16 protein-coding genes and 1 riboswitch are annotated in these 23,270 nt (G+C 46.8%); of the genes, 8 read left to right on the top strand and 8 right to left on the bottom strand.

The genetic code is table 11. The annotated features are described in order from the left end of the window. The 4 genes from ACVBIK_RS14650 to ACVBIK_RS14635 all read right to left on the bottom strand — a co-directional run bounded on the left by ACVBIK_RS14650 (position 1) and on the right by ACVBIK_RS14635 (position 7,570). Positions 1-654, bottom strand: a complete 654-nt coding sequence (locus ACVBIK_RS14650) for a hypothetical protein (RefSeq protein ID WP_447160959.1) — start codon at positions 652-654, stop codon at positions 1-3. Beyond that, positions 654-4,343, bottom strand: coding sequence for an ATP-binding protein (locus ACVBIK_RS14645; RefSeq protein WP_447160958.1), 3,690 nt, complete (start codon positions 4,341-4,343; stop codon positions 654-656). Before ACVBIK_RS14645 ends, ACVBIK_RS14650 begins: the two co-directional genes overlap by 1 nt. 424 nt (positions 4,344-4,767) lie before the next feature. Beyond that, positions 4,768-6,138 (bottom strand): alanine/glycine:cation symporter family protein, encoded by a 1,371-nt coding sequence (locus ACVBIK_RS14640; protein ID WP_447169981.1) that lies wholly within the window; start codon positions 6,136-6,138, stop codon positions 4,768-4,770. Between the two features lie 207 nt (positions 6,139-6,345). Next, positions 6,346-6,479: riboswitch (glycine riboswitch) on the bottom strand. A gap of 386 nt (positions 6,480-6,865) precedes the next feature. Continuing rightward, entirely contained in the window at positions 6,866-7,570 is a 705-nt protein-coding gene (locus tag ACVBIK_RS14635) for a DUF3581 domain-containing protein (protein WP_447169980.1), read from the bottom strand. Between the two features lie 312 nt (positions 7,571-7,882). On the opposite strand from ACVBIK_RS14635, the gene ACVBIK_RS14630 reads away from it, so the two are divergent. From ACVBIK_RS14630 to ACVBIK_RS14605, 6 genes are all read left to right on the top strand, one after another. Continuing rightward, complete coding sequence (locus ACVBIK_RS14630) at positions 7,883-9,061, top strand: porin (protein WP_447160983.1); 1,179 nt, start codon at positions 7,883-7,885, stop codon at positions 9,059-9,061. A gap of 177 nt (positions 9,062-9,238) precedes the next feature. Continuing rightward, positions 9,239-9,766 (top strand): FMN-binding protein, encoded by a 528-nt coding sequence (locus ACVBIK_RS14625; protein ID WP_447169979.1) that lies wholly within the window; start codon positions 9,239-9,241, stop codon positions 9,764-9,766. Between the two features lie 214 nt (positions 9,767-9,980). After that, positions 9,981-10,733 (top strand): hypothetical protein, encoded by a 753-nt coding sequence (locus tag ACVBIK_RS14620; protein ID WP_447169978.1) that lies wholly within the window; start codon positions 9,981-9,983, stop codon positions 10,731-10,733. A 381-nt stretch (positions 10,734-11,114) separates the two neighbouring features. After that, entirely contained in the window at positions 11,115-11,888 is a 774-nt protein-coding gene (locus tag ACVBIK_RS14615; protein ID WP_447160953.1) for a PepSY-associated TM helix domain-containing protein, read from the top strand. 285 nt (positions 11,889-12,173) lie between these two features. Further along, positions 12,174-12,608, top strand: a complete 435-nt coding sequence (locus ACVBIK_RS14610; protein ID WP_447169977.1) for a GNAT family N-acetyltransferase — start codon at positions 12,174-12,176, stop codon at positions 12,606-12,608. Between the two features lie 415 nt (positions 12,609-13,023). Then, complete coding sequence (locus ACVBIK_RS14605) at positions 13,024-14,196, top strand: sugar transporter (protein WP_447160951.1); 1,173 nt, start codon at positions 13,024-13,026, stop codon at positions 14,194-14,196. Positions 14,197-14,323: 127 nt separating this feature from the next. On the opposite strand, the gene mrcB is transcribed toward ACVBIK_RS14605, so the two are convergent. Next, on the bottom strand, positions 14,324-16,687 hold the full coding sequence (mrcB, locus tag ACVBIK_RS14600; protein WP_447160950.1) for a penicillin-binding protein 1B: 2,364 nt from the start codon (positions 16,685-16,687) through the stop codon (positions 14,324-14,326). A gap of 24 nt (positions 16,688-16,711) precedes the next feature. Further along, entirely contained in the window at positions 16,712-19,216 is a 2,505-nt protein-coding gene (hrpB, locus tag ACVBIK_RS14595) for an ATP-dependent helicase HrpB (RefSeq protein ID WP_447169976.1), read from the bottom strand. 168 nt (positions 19,217-19,384) lie between these two features. Here hrpB and thpR point away from each other — a divergent pair, with 168 nt between their 5' ends. Together thpR and ACVBIK_RS14585 are read left to right on the top strand one after the other, a co-directional pair. Next, a complete protein-coding gene (gene thpR, locus ACVBIK_RS14590; protein WP_447160948.1) occupies positions 19,385-19,906 on the top strand; it encodes an RNA 2',3'-cyclic phosphodiesterase in 522 nt (173 codons plus the stop codon). Positions 19,907-19,971: 65 nt separating this feature from the next. After that, positions 19,972-20,283, top strand: coding sequence for a hypothetical protein (locus tag ACVBIK_RS14585; RefSeq protein WP_447160947.1), 312 nt, complete (start codon positions 19,972-19,974; stop codon positions 20,281-20,283). Between the two features lie 331 nt (positions 20,284-20,614). Here ACVBIK_RS14585 and ACVBIK_RS14580 read toward each other — a convergent pair whose 3' ends face one another. Both ACVBIK_RS14580 and pepB read right to left on the bottom strand, forming a co-directional pair. Further along, positions 20,615-21,667 (bottom strand): winged helix-turn-helix domain-containing protein, encoded by a 1,053-nt coding sequence (locus ACVBIK_RS14580; protein WP_447160946.1) that lies wholly within the window; start codon positions 21,665-21,667, stop codon positions 20,615-20,617. A gap of 271 nt (positions 21,668-21,938) precedes the next feature. After that, positions 21,939-23,216, bottom strand: coding sequence for an aminopeptidase PepB (gene pepB, locus ACVBIK_RS14575; protein ID WP_447160945.1), 1,278 nt, complete (start codon positions 23,214-23,216; stop codon positions 21,939-21,941). Positions 23,217-23,270: the final 54 nt, after the last annotated feature.

Here is a 23,270-nt window from a genome sequence, read left to right as displayed (position 1 = left end):
TTAGATCAGATCCCTTTGCGTTGCGGTCTCGGCCTGCGCTTCAAGACTTAAGCCTTCGGTCTCATCGATAAAGCGGATCACTTCATACAGGTAATCGAGCTTACCGGTGGCGATATAAATTTGCTTCTCACTGTTAGGGCGAGTCAGATAACCTAGCTCGACCAAGCGCTTAAACACTAACTTTATCTGTGCATCTACATTGGTACTGGTAGAGCCAAACAGGCGGTAGTGACTGATTTTGGCTAACTGCTCACGAAATGCTGGCGTGTCTTCAATGCGGGTTTGCAGCTCAGTTAAACGCACCGCAACACCTTCAGAAAGCGGGGCGTCTTGGCCACTGCCCTCTTGCACTAACACTAGCCACTCCACCAACGGGATAAGCGCATTACAGATATCTTTAAACTGCGATGAAATGACTTTACGCTCGCTATCACCTAGCTGCTGATAACCACAGAAAAACACTTCGCCTTCACTGGCAGAGCCGATAGTACGGTTGATCTGGTTAAGGTAGTTTTCAACATGTTCACGAGTCGACGGGCTTTTAAGTGCGCGCCAACCGTCTTCATCAGTGGTGCGGCAGATAAACTGACCTTTAAGTAAACGCTCGATCAGGGCGCTAGTCCCTACAATGGCGGTTTCGGTTACTTGGCTCATTACACGGCCTCCTGAGTGCGTCGCTGATTAAGTTTATCGGCGATAGGATTAACTTGAGGCTTAACCACCTGCAGTTTCTTAGTTTGTTTATTGATGATGTAACGGTTAGCAAACAGGCTCAACACCTCTGACTCTGGGTTCGGAAACGCGCCCAGTACTGAGATGTTGTTGTTCTCACAGGCATCAAAAATCTTCTTCACGTTACCGTGGTGCAAGGTACCTAGCTCATCAATCGGCCAGTGAATGGTCACCTCGGCGCGGCCACGAAGCAGACGGGTAAATGCCAGTAAGAACTTACACAAAATCAAGTAAGCCATACCGTGACTCGATGATTCATTTAGCTGTCTGTCGGTTCGAATAATCAAATCGCTATTGCCCTCTTTTAGGCGCAATTCAATCTCTAGCAGCTTAGCAATGCCACCTGACAGTGCTGCGCGGCCGATAATGTCTAACGCGCGGCGCATGCTGTTGGTGTAATCCTCGCCCGGTAAGTCATTAAAGCCATCGGCTTTCCAGCGCTTAAACGCCTTAACAAACTGCTCCAGCTCAGGCCAGAACTCAAGCTCACTAATGCGTGAACGAATTCTAACGGCTGATTCTGATACGCCGTCAAGGAACAGTTCTTCACCCACCTCGCGTGTAATACGCGCACTTTGTGAGGCGATACGGCGGTCGATATCGGCGAGTACATCGTAGAAGGCCGTTAAGTCGACACCAAAAATTCGCCCTTGCTCACGTAGCGCCATAATCGATTGCGGCACCATCACGTTCAGCAGCTGCTCTAGCTGTGGCACCAACTTGCGGTAATCGATAATGCGAATGCCTTTGTCATTAACAAAGCTTGATTCTTCACGGGCGCGCTCCCAGGTCTCTGATAAACCTGAACCTGATTTGCTGGCGATCACTGAGTCAAAGTGCTCAACATATTGCTTAACTGAGCCCATCATAGAATCACGCTTAAGCAGTTGGTCTTCACCTTGACGCAAACGCTCAGACAGGCTGCCCTGTGCATCATCATTATTTGGCGGTAGCTTAAGCTCGCTCAGTTTACGCATCACGCTGCGCAGTTTAGTTAAGTTCTCCGATGCTTCAATTTGCACCGCATCAGAGCGCTTACGCTCACCATCTAGCTCGTTACGCTTAGCTTTAACTTCGTTAGCTTTACTCTTTAGCTGTTGCTCTAGATCTAGGCTGGCATGTTTAACTTTGCTCAGCTCAGATTGTAGCTTTGGCTTACGTTTAAGCCAGGTGTGCTGATACCAGTCTTCGTAACGCAATACTTCGCTACGGCGCTGCTCGGCTTTACTGATATTGCTTTCTAGCGTGCGGATCTCCGCTTTTAGGGCAACGATTTTGGCTTCGTCGACACCACGAGACTTAAGCTCATTCTTGTACCACTGCTCACAGGCTTTTTGCTCGCTTGCAGCGTGATCTCGGCGGTTTTGAATATTGGCTTTCACTTGCCCAAGTTGATTGTCTAATGCGCCAACCACTTCTTGCCAGTAAGCATTTTTCTCCATGCGCGCTTCAAGCGCTTGCTCTTTTTGCTCTGCAAGCCACTCCTGCTGCTGGCTTTGCAATTGCTTGATATCACTATCGATACGGGCAAGTTGCTTTTGCGATGCTGCTTTGCGCTCATTCAGCGCTTGGTTAATCTTTTCTTGCTCGGCGCGCTTGTCATCAAACAGGCGACGCAGATCATCACGGCTATTCTTATAAGCCGTACGGGCAAACGTTAGCTCGCGCAGCAGGTTATCCAGCTCAGTGTTGCTAGCAACTAAGATATCTTCCGCTTCCGCTTGCAGCTCTTTAGCGCTGGCTAACATCTCTTCGGCAGCGGCGTGCTTAACTCTTAGCTCTTGCTCTGAAGCGGCATATTCTGGCGCGTCGATAGCTTTTAAGTCGAGTGCAATGCCGTATAGCGCTTCTAGGTTGTCGCTGTTTAACTTATCGCTAATTAGGCTTGGGTGTAGATCGCTACGGTGCAGTAGCTCAGAGTTAATCACCTTACCTAAGGTGTTTTCCCAGCCGTTAGCTTCTTTACGTAAAAACTCCAGCAAGGTATGCGACTGCGGGAACAAAATATGTTGCAGCTCTTCAAGCTCACTTTGGCGCTCGGTGACTCGAATACCGGCGACACGCAGGCTCTCGTTGGCTTGATCGCGCTTGGCCCTAAGCTTACGCTCCTCGCTCGATAGGCGATCGACTTTAGCATTGCAGGCCTCTTGATTTTCATCGGCGCCAGATATGCGCTCATCAAATACCGCAAGGGCAAGCTTTTCATCTTCTGAGTAAGTCACGCTGTCGACGCGAACCTTAAGCTCAGCAGCAGAGACTTTGAGCTGGTAGGCTTGCTCGCTAAATTGGGCCTGGCCTTTTTCGGTCGATTCACGCCACTCTTGCTCAAGCTCAGCAAGCTCACTGCGGCCCACCTCTCTTTGCTTATCGCGCGACTCTCGCAGGCTATCTTGCTCTTGATGCAAGTTTTCTAGCTCACGGTTAAGGCCTTCGCCAATCTTGCTGCGACGGGCGTTATAAGCCGCCTCAATATCTTGATGCTTTTCAGTTTGTAACTTATGACGCTCGCTTAGGTTCTCTAAACTGCCGCGCCAGCTCGGTAGCTGCTCTAAATCTAACTTAGCTTGTTCAATGTCGGCGTCTTGGAAGTTAGCATGCTGATCTTCAATTGAGTCCAGCTCATGCTCACACTTAGCCACGTCACCTTTGGCGGCTGACAAGTCGAGGTTAAGTTCGTCGCGCTGCTCTTTCCACTCATCATCTAACTGACGCAACTGAGCATTTAAAGCTTTAGACAGGTCTTGATGATGCTCCTGGCGCTCAATTTCTGTGGTTTCGTCTTTGCTATAACCACGACGTAGGCTAGCTAGGCGCTGCTCGGTACTGAGTAATTGGTTAAACTCTTGCTCCAGCTTTTCAAACTCTGGGCGAATTTGCTCAAACCCCTGGATAAGCTGACTCTCACGGATCCACGCTTCAACACGTTGTGGATTAAGGCGAGAGCTAGGCGGATTAACACCGTCCTCTTCTAAAATGGCTGCGATCATTGATTTGATCGTTTCCATCTTGCCCTCTTTCGAGTGCACCGCTTTAGCCAGTTTTTCGATATGGCGCAGTGAATGCTCAGCTTCACACAAGGAGAACTGGCGCGCATAGTTGCGCAGTTCATTGCGATTACTGCCGGTGCTTAATAGCGCGCGATCATTCTGGATAATGGCGCGATATTCGCGAGTATTGAGCAGGTTAGTCACCGCTACGCCAGCGCGCTTCATCTCACGGCCAAGTTCAGCCATGGTGTAACACTGAATGCTATCCCCCTGTTTTGTCTTGATGTAATCCTCAAGCTCAAACCCCTTCGCAATAAAGCGGTAATTAACCCCTTTACCATCACCCGCAGAAGCGAGCACAGCCTGATAAGCGAGGCCGTCAGACTTGATGTATTCATAAATGATGTAGCTTGAATCATGAGGCAAGTACCAGCGCTCAAAGCTGTCACGGGTTGATGGCACCACTCGACTCGGGTATTCACCATAAAAAACCGGTACCAACCGCTGTAGGGTAGTTTTACCCGATGCGTTAGTGCCGCAAATATTGGTGTGGCCATCCAGAGCCAGTTCTACCACGCCAGGTAGATGAGTATCGATAAGTATGATGCGATTTAAGCTTGGCATTGCATTCCTTAATCCAAACAGAGCCGTAACGGTAAGCGCTATGGGCTTACATTAAGCTAAAAATGTCAGGTCTAATGTTAGGGCTATAAAAAATTTTGATGGTCACTAAATTAAAGGAAAGCACCGCGCTTGGCAATCGTGTCTAAGCGACAAAAGAGGCGGTTTGCTGTAATTTTGTGACCAAGTATCTGAAGCGAGATCATACGCCATTTTTGGGTATTTAGATGCTCAATCAATCGGCAGTTAACAAGCGACGCCATTAGCGAGAAACTTAAACTGACAACCAATAAAAAACCCGTCTCAGTAATGATAAGACGGGCTCGAATTTTGACTTTGGCTAAATTACTGAACTCTTTACAAAACGCTGCAGTTAAGCACTTTTTTGTTCTTGTTAGCGCTAAGCATTACTGAGTGTACGAGTCACTTAAGCCAGCGAGCTTTGCGTTGCTAAGGCTTGCTGCTTAGCAAAATACTTGCGCGTCTCTTTTAAGATCACGTGTCTTAAACCTAAAATTGCAATCAAGTTGGGAATAGCCATTAAACCGTTAACGGTATCAGCCAGCATCCAGATAAGATCTAAGTGAATAAAGGCACCACCAGCAATCAAGGCTAGAAAGGTAAATTGATAAAGCTTAACCCCCTTCTCACCAAGACGACTACCGGTTAGGTAATACCAACAGCGCTCGCCATAATAATGCCAACCTAAAATGGTGGTAAAGGCAAAACAAACCAGCGCAATAGTCACCACGTATTGACCTACGATTGCCGAACCTCCCGCTGCAAATGCCGCGCTGGTCATAGCGGCACCTGCGGTATCACCACTCCATACGCCGGTAATGATCAGCACAAGCCCTGTCATGGTACAGATCAATATGGTATCGAAGAAAGTCCCCGTCATGCTTACCAGACCTTGCTCAACCGGTTCGTTGGTCTTAGCCGCAGCAGCAGCAATCGGTGCGCTACCTAGGCCTGACTCATTGGAGAATACGCCGCGGGCAATACCAATTTGCAGCGCCTGCGCAACGGTTGCCCCCAGGAAGCCACCCGCCGCCGAGATAGGCATAAAGGCTGAATGAATCACTAACTCAAACGCTGGCATGATCTGATCTGAAAAGGTAAACAGCACCCACATGCAGGCAAGTACATATCCCAGCGCCATCGTCGGCACCAGCTTTTGCGCCACGTTCGCGATGCGCTTAACACCGCCCAATGTCACCGCTGCAACCATTAAGGTAAGAACGACCGCGGTCACCCAGGCTGGCACGTCAAAGGCGATCGTCATGGCATCGCTAATCGCGTTAACTTGCGCAAAGGTACCAATACCAAAAAACGCGACACCCACACCGAAAATAGCGAAGATTTGAGCGAGCCACTTAAGGCCGAGACCACGCTCGATATAGTACATTGGACCACCAGCGATATTACCTTTTGCATCTGTGGTGCGGTATTTCACCGCCAGCATACATTCGGCGTACTTGGTTGCCATGCCAAAGAAGGCGGCAAGCCACATCCAAAAAAGTGCCCCGGGGCCGCCAATCTTAATCGCGGTGGCCACGCCAACAATATTACCGGTACCAATAGTTGCCGATAGCGCGGTACATAAGGCAGCAAAAGAGGATAAGTCGCCCTTACCACTTGCAGGTTTAAACAATAAACCCAGCGCCATAGGCAGCTTAAAGACTTGAATAAGTTTGAGTCGAACTGTGAGATAAAGACCGGTACCGACCAATAGGCAAAGAGTAACAGGTCCCCAGACTATGGCATTGATATCGGCTAAAAGCGCGTGAAAATTCATGGTATTCCTCGAGTATTAAACAACAAAACTCTCTAAATAAGAGTTATTAATAATCGGAGGAGGAAAAGAAATGGCTGTTGCACATCACAGGCGTTTGCAACGAGCAATTGAGTCTAGCTAACATTACTAAACGTAAGTTAGGTAGAAAAAGGCGCAGCGACAAACGACAGTGACTGGTGTATGTGGTTAATATTAACCAACACAGTCATCCTCTCCTCTGTCCTTTTGCCTGAGCGTTTCGCGTTTACTCAGTGTATAGAGTAAACACTTTCGCCTTCGGCGCTGTGTGACAATTAAGCTTCGAACACTTAGCTGCTCACAGTCTCTCCAGAGGCTCGTCCAGTAACAGTCCTCACCACTATGTGGCACCTGAAAGAGTGCTTTGTTAACTGCGATTAGCAATAACAAAGTTGCCTCGTCGGTGTGGGGTTACTCCCCACTCTCCTGCTACCTTCATCCGAACGGATCCCAATCCTTGTCTAACCATTAGGGTCAGCAAGTGATGGGGACACGTAGAATGCGCCCTCTGCGCGCTGGCATCAAGTGAACTTAGTCACATTTTTAAGGTTAACCGTTCATTCGAGCGCTTTTAAATCAAGCTGGCGCTATTTTGTTCTAAAACTACAAAGCTAAAAAACATAAAAGCCACTCAAGCAAGTTAGCTTAAAGTGGCTTAAAGCAGGTATATAAAGCGCAGTTTTAATACCAAGTCGTATAAAAAGCTAACTTAGCCGAAGGCGATTCTGCGGCTTTCATAGGCATCAAACATCTTCTGCGCGGGCTCATCTTCGTATGGGCGCAGACCACTCATGACCAAGGTTTTAACCCCGGTACCGACTACGGTATCACCACTGAGTAGCTCAAAGGTTAGCGTCACATCGCCGCGTTTGCCTTCGATCGCTAGCTCTTGCTTAACCAGAGACAAGCTTACCTCGTTAAAATCTAGGGTGGTTAAATCAAAAGACATGCTCTCGTAGATCACCAAGGGGCGAGCAGGGTTAATCATCATCTGCTGCTGCTTCATCATAGGCACCAAAATGTGCATAAAATTAAGACCTGAGAACGCCACATATTTACGAATAAATGACTCTATCTGTGTCTCGCACTGACGCACATCACCGCTTCGATGTACTTCCAGATAACGTTTATCTTTGTCATCTCGGATATCAAAGTCTTCAGCAACAGCTGCAGGAAACTGCAACTTGACACCATCGCCAACCATACCGGCAAAGTTGAAGGTCATTTTCTGGCTTAAACCATACTCATTAAGCACTAAGGCGAATAACAGGTCGCCAGGAACACAAAAGCGTTTGGCAGCAACATCATGAATTGGATTAAAATCTTGCGCGACGATTTTGGCAAAATCACTCGCCTGCTGAGGAGTGATAGATACAGATTGATTTTCTTTTTTAAAATAAGAACTTAGAAACATATTCACTCAAAAATCTATTTAGCCATAAAAATGACCAGACAGTGTATACCAAGATTCAATTTTCACTCACCCGATGACTTGGTGAATGCCGATGAAATGAACCTGCACCGTCGAACAGAATTTTTTAGTCTAAATAAAGCCTCCCTCTAACCCCATGAATAAAAATTAAAAAAACCACAAATCGCCCAAAAAACTCCCAATAAAACCCAACTCAAACACAAACCTGAATGAGAATAGTTTGCATTATGATAAGCAATTGATACAATCTGCGACAAATAAAGCAAATTGATTTAACATTTGGGGAATGAAATGATGAAAAAAACCTTACTTGCCACAGCGCTAGTTGGCATGTTTGCGTCTCAAACTGCCGTTGCAGCCGATGATTCAGCAGAACTACGAAAAATTATCGAACAACAACAGCAAGTACTTCAAGATCTTGAAAAACGTCTCGACGAAACAGAAAAGCGTGTTGAACAAACTGCTGACGTTGTTGAAGAATCAGTCTCTGTATCGGTCACTGAAAGTTCGACGACTATCGGTGGTTATGGTGAGCTTCACTACAACAACATTACTGATAACAAAACTGGTAACGATAAGAAGTCCATCGATTTTCATCGCTTCGTATTATTCTTTGGCCACGAATTCACTGAAAATACACGTTTTTTCTCTGAGCTGGAAATTGAACACGCTCTATCGGGTAACGATAAGCCTGGTGAAGTTGAGCTAGAGCAAGCTTATATCGAGCATGACTTCAATCAAATGTTCACAGGTAAAGCGGGTCTATTCCTCATCCCTGTCGGCATCATTAACGAAACTCACGAGCCACCAGCATTTTACGGTGTTGAGCGTAACCCTGTTGAGAAGAACATCATTCCAGCAACATGGTGGGAAGCAGGTGCACTGCTAAATGTTAAAGCCGCTCCAGGCCTTGTATTTGATGGTGCTATCACTTCAGGTCTTAAAGTGGATGACACTTATAATATTCGTGGCGGCCGTCAAAAAGTTGCTAAAGCAGACGCCTCTGATCTTGCTTACACCGCCCATGTTAAATACACAGGTGTGACCGGTTTAGAGCTAGCAGCAACTGCGCAGTATCAATCTGATTTAACTCAGGGCGCTGCTGGCGTTGATAATGCCGCGGCGACATTACTGACAGCACATGCTATCTATTCTATTGAAGCGTTCACCGTTAAAGCACTGTATGCACAGTGGGATATAGACGGTAAAGAAGCAAAAGCCCTTGGTCGTAACGAGCAAAACGGTTGGTACATTGAGCCGTCTTACCGCATCAACGAAAGTTTTGGTGTGTTTGCTCGCTATAACGAATATGACAACAATGCGGGTAATAACGAAGACACTAAAATTGAGCAAACTAACGTAGGTATCAACTACTGGTTGCACGAGAACGTAGTGTTTAAAGCTGACTATGAAACCGTGGGCGGCGCTAAAGATGCTGACGGTTTTAATTTAGGTGTTGGCTACCAGTTCTAAGCTAAACAGCCCGCTCCCAATGACGTTAGCTCCAATGACGTTAGCTTCTGTGGGATTAGCTTTAACAACGTTAGTTTAAATGACGTTAAGCTAATGCAGGCTGTTACCAAAAAAGCGTCCAACTCGGGCGCTCTTTTAAAATCAATTCGAATAAGCTGTTAAAATAAGTTGTTATATATGAAGTTACCCTTAGTCATTTTTATCACTGCTATCAACTTATCGCTGCTGACAAGTGTGGCGCACGCTCGCGGAACCTATCAAACTCCTGAAGACTTTATATCTCAAGCCTTTAATAGCACAGTTCCTAAAGCTAAAGTGCTATGGATTGATGACGAGACCAAAAGCGTAATTGAATCGATTCTCGCCCATAGTTTTAAAAAAATGCGTCTGCGTTATTGGCAACAAGGCGATGAAAGTGTGTGGGTGATGAATGAACTCGGTAAAGAAGCCCCGATCACCGTCGGCATTCATGTTAAAAACCATCAAATAGCCCAAACTAAAGTCTTGGTTTACCGAGAAAGCCGCGGTGATGAAGTCAGGCATGATTTTTTTACTGACCAATTCAAGTCAGCCAAGCTCACCCCAGCACTCAAGCTTGATACCCATATCGACGGCATTACCGGTGCAACATTATCAGTAAGAGCGCTGACCAAGTTATCACGTATCGCGCTTTACCTAGATGGGTATATCACCACCAAAAACTAAGTAATAACAACGACAAAGTGAACCAGAGTAACCTCGAGTAAAACCATACCAGTAACGGCGCAACATAACTGCAGTTCGCAGACATGATCTCTGTTGCACCGGCGCTAATACTCAGATGCGCTAATGGTACATCTGAGTATATATCACTACTCTTGCCAATAAAAACAGTGCTAAATTATGCTTACCGTTTGCCTTATCAATGGCAGAGTAACTAATGAATTCTAAAGTCAAAATACTAGCGACAAGTTTGTTATGTCTGAATATCAGTGGCTGTGAATATATCGACAATATATTGCACCCAGATGATGGTAATGAAGTGATCGTCGATAACAACTTCAGAAATGATGCGCTGCAACTCGGTTTATCTGATGACACCATAACCCGTTTATGTACAGCGACAAATAAGGTTAGCGTTAAATGCATCACCCAATTTAATGTTGAAACAAGTCAACAAGAAGTCAGAGTTGAATACGCTTACAACGATGTGATTCAGAAAAATGATTACGCCAAAAGCACCGCTGTAAGCCGAGTTATTTTTCATCTGCCCGCAGACGGCGCCACTGCCAATATTGAATTTGAAAACAGCCGAGTTTACCAGTTCAATGATGGTTATCAGTACACTTGGCAAGAACCCACTGATTTTGCTACAGCTGATTTGGTAAATGATGCCAAAGAGTCAATTGCAACACTCGATAATTTATCTGTGACAATTCGTGTATCTGATTCTCAGCTATCAAATATTTCTGCAGTTTCAATAAGTAATGATGATTATTCATTAACTGAAGCGCAAGATCTGATTAATGCAGCCAACAGCCTGTTATTTCCAGAATTAATCGTCAATGTCACCGGTAGTGAAGTAACAGTGCCCACCGATGCATCATTTGCGATGTTTACTACGGGTCATCGCGCTATTTTAGCTGATTATTCTTCTGTTTATTCAACCGCGATTGAACAAAGTTGGTTCTAGCTTTAAGGCTTAGTGAATGACCGACTCAATAGCCTACTAAGTGATTGATTAAGTCAGTAAGTGAGTAACTTTAAGTTAGTCTTTCCTTGAGTAGGCCTGCTGTTAGGCTGGCCTATTCGCTTGAACGACATTCTTACTCAACGCCATCAACCGCATTGCTTTATTCTCTATTTTGAGAAGTAAAGCACGACGAAAAACTAAACAACCCATTAGCAACAACATTTAACGGTTCAGTAGTGGCTGCGGTTGCTGTAAAGTAAATGAGCAGCATTCGTATTTAACGTCTTAACTGAGTATGCCCTAAGCAACCAATTAAGCAATGCGCCTTAAGCAACACAATGACGACTCATTAAAACAACTAGAAGGTCAACAGGCCCTAAAATGACCCGAAAACACCCAAATTTTAGAGTTAGACTATTACGTCAACTTCGCCCCTGGCACCGCAGAATCGGTATTTTTTCTACCTTGTTGGTTATTTTTATCGCTATCACTGGCGTGTTAATCAATCACAGCAATCACCTATCTCTCGATACCGCACATGTTAAGCAGACCTGGTTACTCGATTACTATGGGATAAAACCACCCACTGACGTTGCCATATACCAACTCAGCCCTTATCACCTCGCCAGCTCTGACAATGAGGTTTGGTTAAACGATAAGTTAATATTAGAAGCGGGCAGTGAGGTTTTGGCCGTCGCCGTCAACCAAGAGATGATTGTCGCCATCGATAGCCAACACCTGTATTTACTCTCCCCTCAAGGCGTATTACTTGAAACCCAAAGCTCAGCCACGGGGTTACCTGATCATATTCAGGCAATTGGATACAGCGAAGCGTGGTGGCTACAAACAACAAGTGGCCAGTATAAGGCCGATAACGATATTATCGAATGGACTGCGGTAGCGCCTTCGGCTGTTATTAATTGGGTTAGCCCTATAGATAACGCAGAAACAATCAAGGTTGCAGAGCAAATTAGATCGAGTCGGTTAACGTGGGAGCGGGTATTACTCGATATGCACAGCGGTCGATTCTTCGGTTCTCTCGGCCCTTGGATAATGGATCTAGTGGCATTAAGTTTATTGATTATGGCGTTTACAGGATGCTATATCTGGTTACAGCAAAAACCGCCTAGAACAAGGAAAGGTCCTAGGTCCTAGGTCCTTCTTTGTAATGTAGGTCGGCATTTATGCCGTCAATCCAGGTATGTTTAACGGCAAGGCTGATGGGCTAAAGCCCAACCTACATCAGAAACACCATACACATCTTTGACTGTATAGCAGGACGAAGTCCGCTCTAGCCGCGAAGCGTTCTAGATTCTAGGTCTTAGAGAAAGCAGGTTATAGGAAGGGCTGAGACGGAATAGCACAAAGCTAAGATGGTTTAAGCTGAGACGGAAAACTAAAGTAATAACACTAAAATAGTAACGCAACTTGGAAGTTGAAATGAAAGTTAAAATAGATGTGAACCATGGCGAATCTCAGTCCGTATTTGATGCTTTGGTTGATGGCGTCAGGCAACACAACTTTGCCCATATGGGGCCTGAAACCTCCAAAGCTCTTTCGGTGGTTGCCCATGACTCTAGTGATAGTAGTGGCAGCGGCAAACTTATTGGTGGTGTTGCCGGACGTACTATTTACGACAACTTTCTAATTAACGTGGTGTGGGTCGATAAAGCAGCGCGAGGCACAGGACTTGGCCGCAAGCTTATGCTGCAAGCCGAGACTGAAGCCAAAAAGCGCGGTTGCACTATGGCGCAACTCGATACCCTTTCTTTTCAGGCTCCGGTCTTTTATCAAAAACTCGGCTTTGAAATTATTGGCACTGTACCTAGCACCGCGAAAAGCCCCGAACGCTATTTTTTATTGAAGAGGTATTAAAATAAGGTTCTAGGAAAAGCAGGTTCTGGATCCTAGAGCCTTCTTTATAGTAGCTCGGCATTTATGCCGTCATTTCCACTTTAGTTAATCCTCATCCGTGATGGGCTAAAGCCCAACCTACATTGAAAACACAATGCAGGCTCTTGCCTGTATAGCAGGACGCAGTCCGCTCTAACAGCAAAGCGTCCTCGCAGCGAGTTTACGAGTGCTCTAGGCTTTTAGCTTTTAGCTTTTAGCTTTTAGGTCCTAGGTCCTAAATAATCAAAATAATATGCGTTAAGTCAAACTGTCTCACTGCTCACAAGTTAAACATTTTATATCTCACACCATCGCTAACCCTCTCGCCAAAAATCCGATTTGGGCGTAGACTTGCCGCCCTTTTGATTTTGATTTAGACCCGATGAAACCAGACCCGATGAAACAGCGCCTTCTCGCTTGGGCTCCAGTGTGGCTACTGGCACTAACGGCCTTCGTTTTTGTCTCTACTGAATTTGTTCCTGTAGGCCTATTATCAGCCCTTGGCCAAAGCTTTAATATGAGCGCGGTTGCTATCGGCCCGATGCTCACAGTGTATGCCGCCGTGGTTGCGCTGGCATCACTGCCTGCGGTGCTGCTGTTTGCACGCTTTGAGCGTAAAAAGCTGCTGCTTGGATTAATGTCTATCTTTATCATTAGCCATGGGATCTGCGTCTGGGCGCCAAGCTACGACATCTTACTATCTGGCCGCATCGGCATCGCCTTAACTCACGCACTCTTCTGGGCTATCGCTCCGGCGCTAGTGGTACGTTTAGCCCCTGAAGGACAAGGCGCAAAAGCGTTAAGTATCTTCGCCACTGGTTGCGTATTGGCGCTAGTACTTGGTATTCCACTGGGACGAGTAATAGGCCAATTAATCGGTTGGCGTAGTATTTTCGCCTTAATTGGCTTACTCACTCTAGGCATGATGTTACTACTGTGGCGCGGTCTACCAAACTTACCCGCAACCCATGGCGGTAGCTGGAGAAGCCTACCAAGCTTGGCTCGTAATAAAGCGCTACTCTGGCTGTATCTGTTAACCATGACGCTCGTTACTGCACACTACAGCGTTTACACTTACCTAGAGCCTTTGTTGCAAGAGCACTTTGGCTACTCAGCCAATATCACCACTATGATTTTGTTGATATTCGGTGCGGCAGGATTAATTGGCAGTGCGCTTTTTAGTCGCTATCAAGCACGTCATGCTCAACAACTGCTTACCTTAGCGATAGTATCGCTCGGTACTTGCATGGCGATATTACCTTTCATTGCGAGTCAGATCTGGTTATTGCTGCCACTGTGTATTTTATGGGGTACGGGCATGATGTTGATGTGCCTATCTTTACAATCAAAGGCGCTCAAGCTCGCGCCAGATGCTACCGATGTGGCTATGGCTATCTATTCTGGTCTATTCAATGTTGGCATTGGTGGCGGCGCTTTGCTGGGCAGTATCGTTGCGGCAAAATATGGTGTCGTTCAAAATGGCAACTGGGCCGCTTTCCTGGTGGCTCTAGCCATTATTCCCTTGATTTATCTACTAAGGGCTCGTCGTGTGCAAACGCTAGCAGGCTAGTATTACTCGATTCTACAAACAAAGATGGCCAGAGATACAAAGCATCACTGGCCATCTTCACTTTATTAGCTAATACCTTAGCGCTTGACCTATTAGTCACCTACGTATTAGTTATTCATCTAATAAGTTATCCACCTATCAGTTTCTTCCACCAAGGCAGCGGTTCACCGCAATTGGCCGCAGGTTGATAGCTGTCTCTCAGTGCTGGCACCTTTACCACATTGGCGCATTGTGGCTCTTGCGCTTTACCTGTGTCACGCTCAAAGTAGCCCTGCACAACCCCATCAACTGGCGCCATACGTAAGCTTAATGGCGCACGATGATTAAGAAATGCCTGATAAACCGCCATAGCGCCGCTACTGCCATAGAGTCCGGTTTTGCCGTTATCATCTCGGCCAACCCAAATGGCGGCGACATTGCGCTCATCGAAGCCGGCAAACCAGGAATCGCGCGAGTCGTTACTGGTGCCAGTCTTACCCGCTAGCGTCACATAAGGGAATGCATTACCCAAACGTCTAGCCGTACCTGACTCAACCACTTGAGTCATGGCATATTTAACTAAGTAGTTACTGGCTGCAGGAATACTTTGCACCGCTTGCGGCCTAGAGGCTGCCAGCGGCTGGTTTTGGGCATTCAATACCGTAGTCACCGAATTTAAGTGGCGGTAACGACCATCATCGGCAATAGTTTGGAACACCTGCGCAACCATTAATGGTGAGCCATTGACTGCGCCAAGTAGCATAGAAGGATACTCAGGGATCGTATCTTTCCAGCCTGCTTTATCTAGCGTGGTTGCTACACTACTCACGCCTATCGCCATGCCAAGGTTAACCGTCGGCACGTTCATCGAGTTCTTAAATGCTGTCAGTAAAGGCACTTGATCTCGGAACTTTTTATCAACGTTTTGCGGCGACCAGGTCTTGCCTTGGCCATTTTTCAGCGTAATGGGCTGATCTTTTAAAGGCGTCATCAAGTTATATTGCTTACCATCATTCAACGCTGTGGCGTACACAAATGGCTTGATCAATGAACCTATAGGCCTGCGAATTTCTACCGCACGGTTAAAGCCTTTATAGCTTGGCACTTTATCGCCCACCATCGCAGCAATACCTGCCGAATACTTATCGGTCAGAACCATACCCACTTGCAGACTTTTATCATTTTTACCCAGCTGCTTTAAGGTGTGTTCGACCGCCTTTTCTGCCGCCTCTTGCGCCATTGGATCTAGCGTAGTGTAGACTTTTATCCCAGACTCTTGCAGTAAAGCGTCACCATAGCGGCTAGCAAGTTCATGCTTCACCACAGAAAAGAACGCAGGCAGTTTCTGGTGCACTGACTTGTTGGCTAATCGAAGCCCCAAAGGCGACTCTACCGCCGCTTGATACTGGCTCACATTCAAGTCACCGGCTTCCATTAGCAAACGCAATACTAAGTCACGTCGCTCCTGCGCACGCTCAGGGTAGCGCCACGGATTGTAATAAGATGGCCCTTTAATCACCGCCACCAAAAATGCCTGCTGCGGTACCGTCAATTCTGCAATTGGGCGACCAAAGTAAAACTGCGAAGCTAAGCCCATACCGTGCACGCCACGGGCTTTATCTTGGCCCATATACACTTCATTGAGGTAGGCTTCTAAAATCTCATCTTTTTCATAACGAAAATCGATAATGATCGCCATTAGCGCTTCGCGCAGCTTTCGACTCAGTGAGCGTTCACTCGATAGGAAGAAGTTCTTTGCCAGCTGCTGAGTCAAGGTAGAACCACCTTGTACAGTGCGCCCTGCGCTGATATTCACCATAGCAGCACGTAATATGGCGAACGGATTAACGCCGTGATGCTCATAGAAACTGCGGTCTTCAACTAAGATAAGTGCGTTAACAATAGGTTGAGGGATCTTATCGGTCGCCACAAACAGTCTATCTTCACCATCACCAGTGATAATTCTGTCGAGCAGCACAGGCTCTAGATGGAATACGGCCAATTGACGTTGATCGCTATTACGCGCTACAGATCCCACACCATTACTGTCGAAGGTAATCATCACCCTCTGCTCTGCTTGCTCGCCTTGAGGATGCAAAAATGGTCGACGCCATAGATCGATTTTAGTCTTGGATGCTGAAAACTCGCCGACCTGACGCGGATTAGCCACCTTACGATAGCCAAGCAATTTAAGCTCTGACATCAATTGCTCATGGCTCACTGCAGCGCCAGGATACAGCGCCATCGAGCGACTAAAGACCTGGGCTGGCAGATGCCATTTTTGCCCTTCAAACTTACGGGCAATAATTTGGTCAAGATAGATAGCATAAGATGCGATGATCACGGCTAAGACAAGGCCCAGCTTCCAGCTGATGGACCAGATTTTTTGCCCCCAACCACGACTCGTTTTCTTTTGAGTGGGCTTTCTTGTTGCTCGCGGTTTTTTCGCGACGGTTTTCTTCTTCGCCGGCGCTCTTTTAGCGCCTGTTTTAGGTGTAGCTTTATCTGTCATTATCGGTCCGCGACGTGCTCAAGCTTATTGCGAGCTAAACGTCTTCTTTTTAGTAAATTTGGTCGGTTGGGTATTGGCGGGATCATCGGGCCATAAATGCTTCGGATACCTTCCCTTCATCTCTTTCTTAACATGCTCATAGGGCCCTTGCCAAAAACTCGCAAGGTCAGCGGTTAACGCTAACGGCCTATGTGCAGGGGACAACAACTCCATCGTCACAATGAGTTTGCCCTGTGCAAGTATTGGGCTTTGTGGCATACCCAATGCTTCTTGTAGCCTTACGCTCAACAATGCGCGGCCGTTAGCATCATAATCGATGCGAACTTGCGTCCCTGTCGCCATTGGCCAGCTTCTTGGAAGTAACGCCTCAAGTTGCTGCTGCAACTCCCAAGGTAATAAATTAAGCAGCAGAGTATAACAATCTATTTGCTGTAATTGTGCCAAACTGCGCACGTCATCTAAGTAAGGGGCTAGCCAGTCATCAAGCTCATTTAGCAATGAGTCATTATCTAATGCTGGCCAAGCATGTTCTGGGCAGTACTGCGTCGCTAAGGCGACACGATTTTGCAATTGCTGACATTTGCTGTTGAAATTAACTAATGCCAAGCCCTTTAATCTTATCTGCTCTAAAAGGGCGCCCTTTATTAACCGCTTATCGACGACTTTAATCGCCTCTTTGGTTAATAATATTTGGCCAACTTTACGCTGTTTTTCAGCATAGAAACGCCCTTTTACCTCATCCCAGCCGCAATACTCTACGCTTTCAACCAAGCTGGCTAACTGGGTATCAAACAATTGCTCATTGAGCGATGCCGCTAAATATACCTTACCTTGGCTGCGACCTTCAGTTTCTTGCAGATCTGCAACCACTAACCAACTTGCCCCTGCTAGCGCATCTTCACTCGCCAGTTCAACACCACTACCGTTCGCCAATTGATATCCACTGACCCCACGGGCCTTGGCAATTCTGTCTGGAAAGGCAAAAGCCAATAACATGGCGATATCATCATTGCTGGCATGGCGCACCGCCTCGTTCAGATCAATGTTGCCTAACGCGGTGAGGTTTAATGTGCTGACCCAGTTACGGATCTGCTGGCGTGTCTCACCCTGAAGCGCTTCATGTAAGTAACGACTGATATCCGCCCCTTGCCTGCTACGACTTCGTGACTCCAAGGTTGCCGCCAATATACAGGCCAGCACGGCGAGATAAATATCTTGTTGTTGCTTCGCTTGCTGCTTAGCAAGCAATAACATGTGCGCCAATCTTGGATTACAACCAAGTTGGTGCGCGGCGCGGCCGTGGCTGGTAATTGAGTGTGAGTCATTCACCATGCCCATAATTTGAAGTAAGTGCCAACTTACATTTTCATTTGCCACCGATGGTGGGGTGAGCATTGGCAGCTCACCTAAGGATTTAACGCCCCAATAGGCACCGTCGAGTACCATTGACAGCAGATCGCTATGAACAACCTCTGGCTCATCGGCTTTTAATAATCGCCCATGCTCCTCTTGGCTCCATAATCGAGTACAAAAGCCTGCCATAAGACGCCCAGCTCGGCCCGCACGCTGTGCTGCCGAGGCCTGACTGATGCGCTTTAGTGATAACCGAGTGACACCGGTTTTGGGGTTAAAGCGCGCCTGGCGTTTATAACCGGAATCGATGACCTGAGTGATCCCCTCAATAGTCAGACTCGACTCTGCCACGTTAGTGGCAAGTACCACTTTTCGCATCCCGCTTGGCGCTGGGGCAATCGCCAGATCTTGCGCCTTAGCACTAAGGCTGCCATATAGCGGACAGATAATGATCGTTTTAGGGTCTAAACGTGCGCTCAGCATGGTGTGTAAGCGATTAATCTCACCCTGACCAGGTAAAAATGCCAACAACGATCCTTGTGAATGCTCATTAAGGCTATTGATGATCACCTTCGCCATATGGTCCAGCCAGTGACCCTGACTCGGAACACTGCTATAACTATGCTCAACAGGAAAGCTACGGCCTTCACTGTTAAGCATTATGGCCTCAGGCATCAGCTTGGCAAGCGGCAAGCCAGACAGCGTCGCTGACATGGCGAGGATTTTTAAGTCCTCTCGAAAGCTCGCTTGGATCTCTAGCGCCAACGCTAAACCGAGATCTGTGGTGAGATGCCTTTCGTGGATCTCATCAAAAATCACCATATCAATACCCGTTAACTCGGGATCTTGCTGGATCATACGAGTAAGAATACCTTCGGTAACGATTTCTAAACGGGTATTAGCACTGACCCGCGAGTCACCTTTGACTCGGTAGCCCACCTCTTTGCCTAATTCACCTCCCCGCTGCTTGGCAATAAACTGCGCAACATTACGTGCAGCTACCCGCCGAGGCTCTAGCATTAAAATTTTACCGCTTATTTCTGGCCAATCGAGCATATCAAGTGGCAGAGCTGTTGATTTACCAGCGCCAGTAGGAGCTTCGAGGATCACCTGCTGCTGACACTTAAAAGCGTCACGCAATGGTTGTAGCAGTGCATGTATTGGTAATGAGGTCACGAGAAGGTCTTTTATACCGTTATAATAAGTTCATGCCATGAGTGATTCGGGAAAAATGCCCGTTAATCTGCATGAATGAAATGAAACCCATGCTCGCTAGTGTACTCTAAAAGCCACCTAGGGCTAAACGTATCATCGGCTTTAATACCTAAACTTTGAGAACCTTAAATGCCAGCGACAACTAAACGTGTATTCTTAGGCTTTAGCCTCAATGCCGCGCAAACTGAGCAGATAACGGCGGTCCAAGCTCAACTTGTCGATACGGTGAGATTAGTTCCGAGTGCTAACCTGCATATGACGCTCGCCTTTTTAGGCGCTGCCACCCCAAGTCAACTGCAAGCACTTATCGATAGTGTCGATAAAATGAGTAAACCTACGTTTAGCGTCACGCTCGATACCCTGAGCCATTGGAGTAAGCCCAAAATTATCTGCCTCAAAGGGGATGCGAGCGACAACGGCTTGCGCCAATTCGCCCAAGATGCGCAGCTCATTGCAGCAAAGCTTGGCTTACATTGTAGTGAGCACAGTTATAACCCCCACATTACTCTTGCGCGCAAGGCTAAAGGTGAAGCAAGAACAGTCGTTTATCACCCCATCTGCTTACAACCGTTACAATTGCATTTGTTTGAATCCTACCCCGGCACCAATGGGGTCGAATATCCAACACTCCAGCACTGGGATTTAGCTTAAGCCTTTGTCATCGATTCAATCTGAGCTACCCTATGCAGTATTAAGTTCTTGCTAATGAGATAACGATGGAAAACACCGAAATAACCAAAGCGCAACTGCTTGCTCTACTCACTTCTTGGAAGCTAGGTGAGATCGATGCCGAAGCACTACAAAACTGGATGGTAACTCACTACGATCCACCAGAAGTGAAAATTGGTACAGGTGAAGCCGAGTGGACTCAAGAAGCGATGAATATCGTGATGAATGAGTATGAAATTGCCAAAATCGCCAAGTTTAGATTAGACAATGCTCAATACGCTATCGACTTTGTTAATTGCAGTGAGAGCAACTTTAATCAAACTAAGCATCTATTTATTCATGATGGATTTATCGATTAAGCGTCTTAGCCAGATTAACAAATCTGACAAAAAGCAGACAAAAAAATGCCACCTGGTTTAGGTGGCTAATCGAAGAAGCTTTAGTGTCTAACCATTGATAATCATCAAATGAAGCTAAACAAGCTAAGATAAATAGTGAGCAGTTAGAGCCCTAAAATTCGTTACCAACTCAATTCATTCATAAAAAATTGTGGGCCACTCTGCCTGCAGACAAACGATAACTTGTCGTCGCTTGCTGATTGGTTGCTGTCTCTATTGGTACCATAGACTCCCTTAATGACCCACTTACAAACTTTGAAATAATCTGAAAAGTGTTGAATTCATTCCAACCCTATCGCTTTTCAGGCTCAAAATGAGCAAGCACCAAGTTATATAACGATTCAGAGTCGAGCACGACGGCCTGCCCGCCGCTTTTATAAATCGCATCCACAACCCCCGCCGACTCGACATAGGTGTATAGATAAAATGGAGTCTTATTACCACTCGCCCTAATCGATTGTAATAACTTGAGCCCAGCTAATGAGTCTCCGTGGCGGCCCATGTCAGAGATCACCGCTTGATAGCTATACATAGATAACAGCATTAAGGCTTCTTCCGAAGTCACAGTGTTATAAACACCGATCCCCTTTTGCTCAAAAAAAGCTTTTTCTAGCAAATTATTTTCGGGATGGTCATCAACCCACAGCACTCGCCCTATCGAACCATGTTGTTCACTGTAAACCAGTTGCTTTACGGGTTCATTATGCTCAAGGGTTACACTGTTACCATGCTCGTGACTTGGACGACTAACATGCCAAAACTGCAATATCAGACCGAGTAGCAACAAAAATGCAATGACAAGCTTAGCAACGTTCTCCCACCAAACTGGCAGCCAGTTCAAACCGGCCTTACGCTGCGGATGTGAAGCTGCAGGCTGCGGCTTATCTTCTGCACGTTCAACCGTTCCCTTTTGCTCTGCTTTATTAGCGCGCTGCTTGTGCAACAATGCTTGTTGCTGGCTTTGCTGTGCTAACTCTGCCTGCTTTAACTCAACCTGCTCTAGCTCAGCCTGTTCTAGCTCAGCCTGAGCCATGAGCTGCTTGCCCAGCACCTGCTCTAAGCGATAACCGCGACCATGAACCGTATGAATGAGTGGGCCTTGGTAGCCAGCTTGGCTAAAGAGTTTTCGAGTATCGGACACAAGCTTAGATAAAGACATATCTGAGACGACCGTGTCTGGCCAGATAAGGCTTAAACAGTCTTGTTTACTGCAATGTTCAGGGTAGGCCTGCGCCAAGGTAAGCAACAGAGTGATATTTCGTTCATCGATAGCCACACCATTGCCATCGATATACAGTTCTAATGCTTCACTGTCTATGGAGAACTCACTAAAACTCAGCATCATTGGGAGAAGAGCCTATGTTTTGTTGCAATGGTAGTTAAGCAACAATACTGCAACATAACACAAGATTTGGCAAAGACTGATTGCTAGGCCTTTGGTATTAGTGGTTAATTATTAACCGCCAACCACCAACTGCCACCACAAAAAGAAAGCCCCGCTATTGCGAGGCCTTGAATGGTAAGTCGTTGTAGTCTTAAAAATCGTTAAATCTTAATCAATCATCTTAATGGCACATTTAAACGACTCATTTTAGCAATGATCACAGCCTTACAAATTAGTCTTCAAGTAAACCCGCGATAGTCAACACCCCATGGGTCGTCGCGCCCGGAGACCAAAGGTGATCACCCGCATCAGAAAACGCCGAGGCTAAATCAATGTGCAACCAATTAGCTTGTGGCGAAACAAAGCGCCATAGGAACCCCGCTGCATTTGATGCACCGCCTGCTCCGCCGCCTTTCATTGGGCGACTGTTTGCCGTGTCTGCGTATGGGCTAGGGCAATTGTCTTTATGCCAAGGATCCAGTGGCAATGGCCAAACACGCTCACCCACAGCCAGTGCCTTTTGCTGTGCAAGCGCCAGCACTTCAGCCTTTGGCGAGAAAATCGCATTATAGTTAGTGCCAACCGCCATCACAGCAGCGCCTGTCAGTGTCGCAGCATCAATAATCAGTGGCGCACCGGTTTCTGATGCAGCTTGTAAACCATCAGCTAACACTAGACGACCTTCAGCATCGGTATTCACCACTTCAACTGTTACGCCATTTTTGTATTTTAAAATGTCACCTAGCTTATAAGCATGGCCACTAATCAAGTTTTCCGCGCAGCATAAAAACAGCTTAACGCGCTTATTAAGGCCAGATTTCATCGCAAGACCTAAGGCTGCGGTCACCGTTGCCGCGCCGCCCATGTCACATTTCATACCCAGCATGCCTTCTGAGCCTTTAATGCTATAACCGCCTGAGTCAAAGGTGATGCCTTTACCCACTAGTGCAACAGAGACTGGCGCGTCATCAGTTAATGGGTTGAAGTCTAACTCTAGTAATGCTGGGGGGCGATCACTGCCGCGACCTACAGCATGAATACCAATCCACTTTTTCTCTAATAGCTCTTCGCCTTCAATAATGCGATAGCTCACCTTGTCGCCACCGATAGCACTGAGCCACTTTGCCGCCTGCGTTGCCAGAACAACGGGAGAGAGATTTTCAGGTGTTTCGTTGATCAACTGACGCGCAAAAGTGGCGCTTTCTAGGCGACTAGTCAGCAATGCCTGAGTGGCATCATCGCCAGTCCAGTGAATAACAGGTGTTGTCATTGCGGTAGCAAAGCCTTGGGCAAATGCCCACTGCAGATCTAACGTCCATAGAGCGCCTGTCAGTGCCACTTGAGTGACCCCTTGCAGTTCGAGTTTGCGTGCGGCTTGCTGAACATGAAGCAGGGCGTCGCCCTCAATCAAATGAATACAGGCAACGTCGCCTTGAAAGGTAACATCTGCTCTGCCCCAATGGGCTGCAGCAGCTTCGTGAGTTAGGGTGACTTTCATTAAATCTATCATTCTAGGTCCTTTATATGAATCTATGTTGCCAAGACTGTAGCTATGTAGCCTGAG

It is taken from the genome of Shewanella sp. 125m-1 (assembly GCF_052977065.1).
Note: the sequence above shows the minus strand (reverse complement) of the source record. Positions and strands in the feature narration are given on the sequence as shown.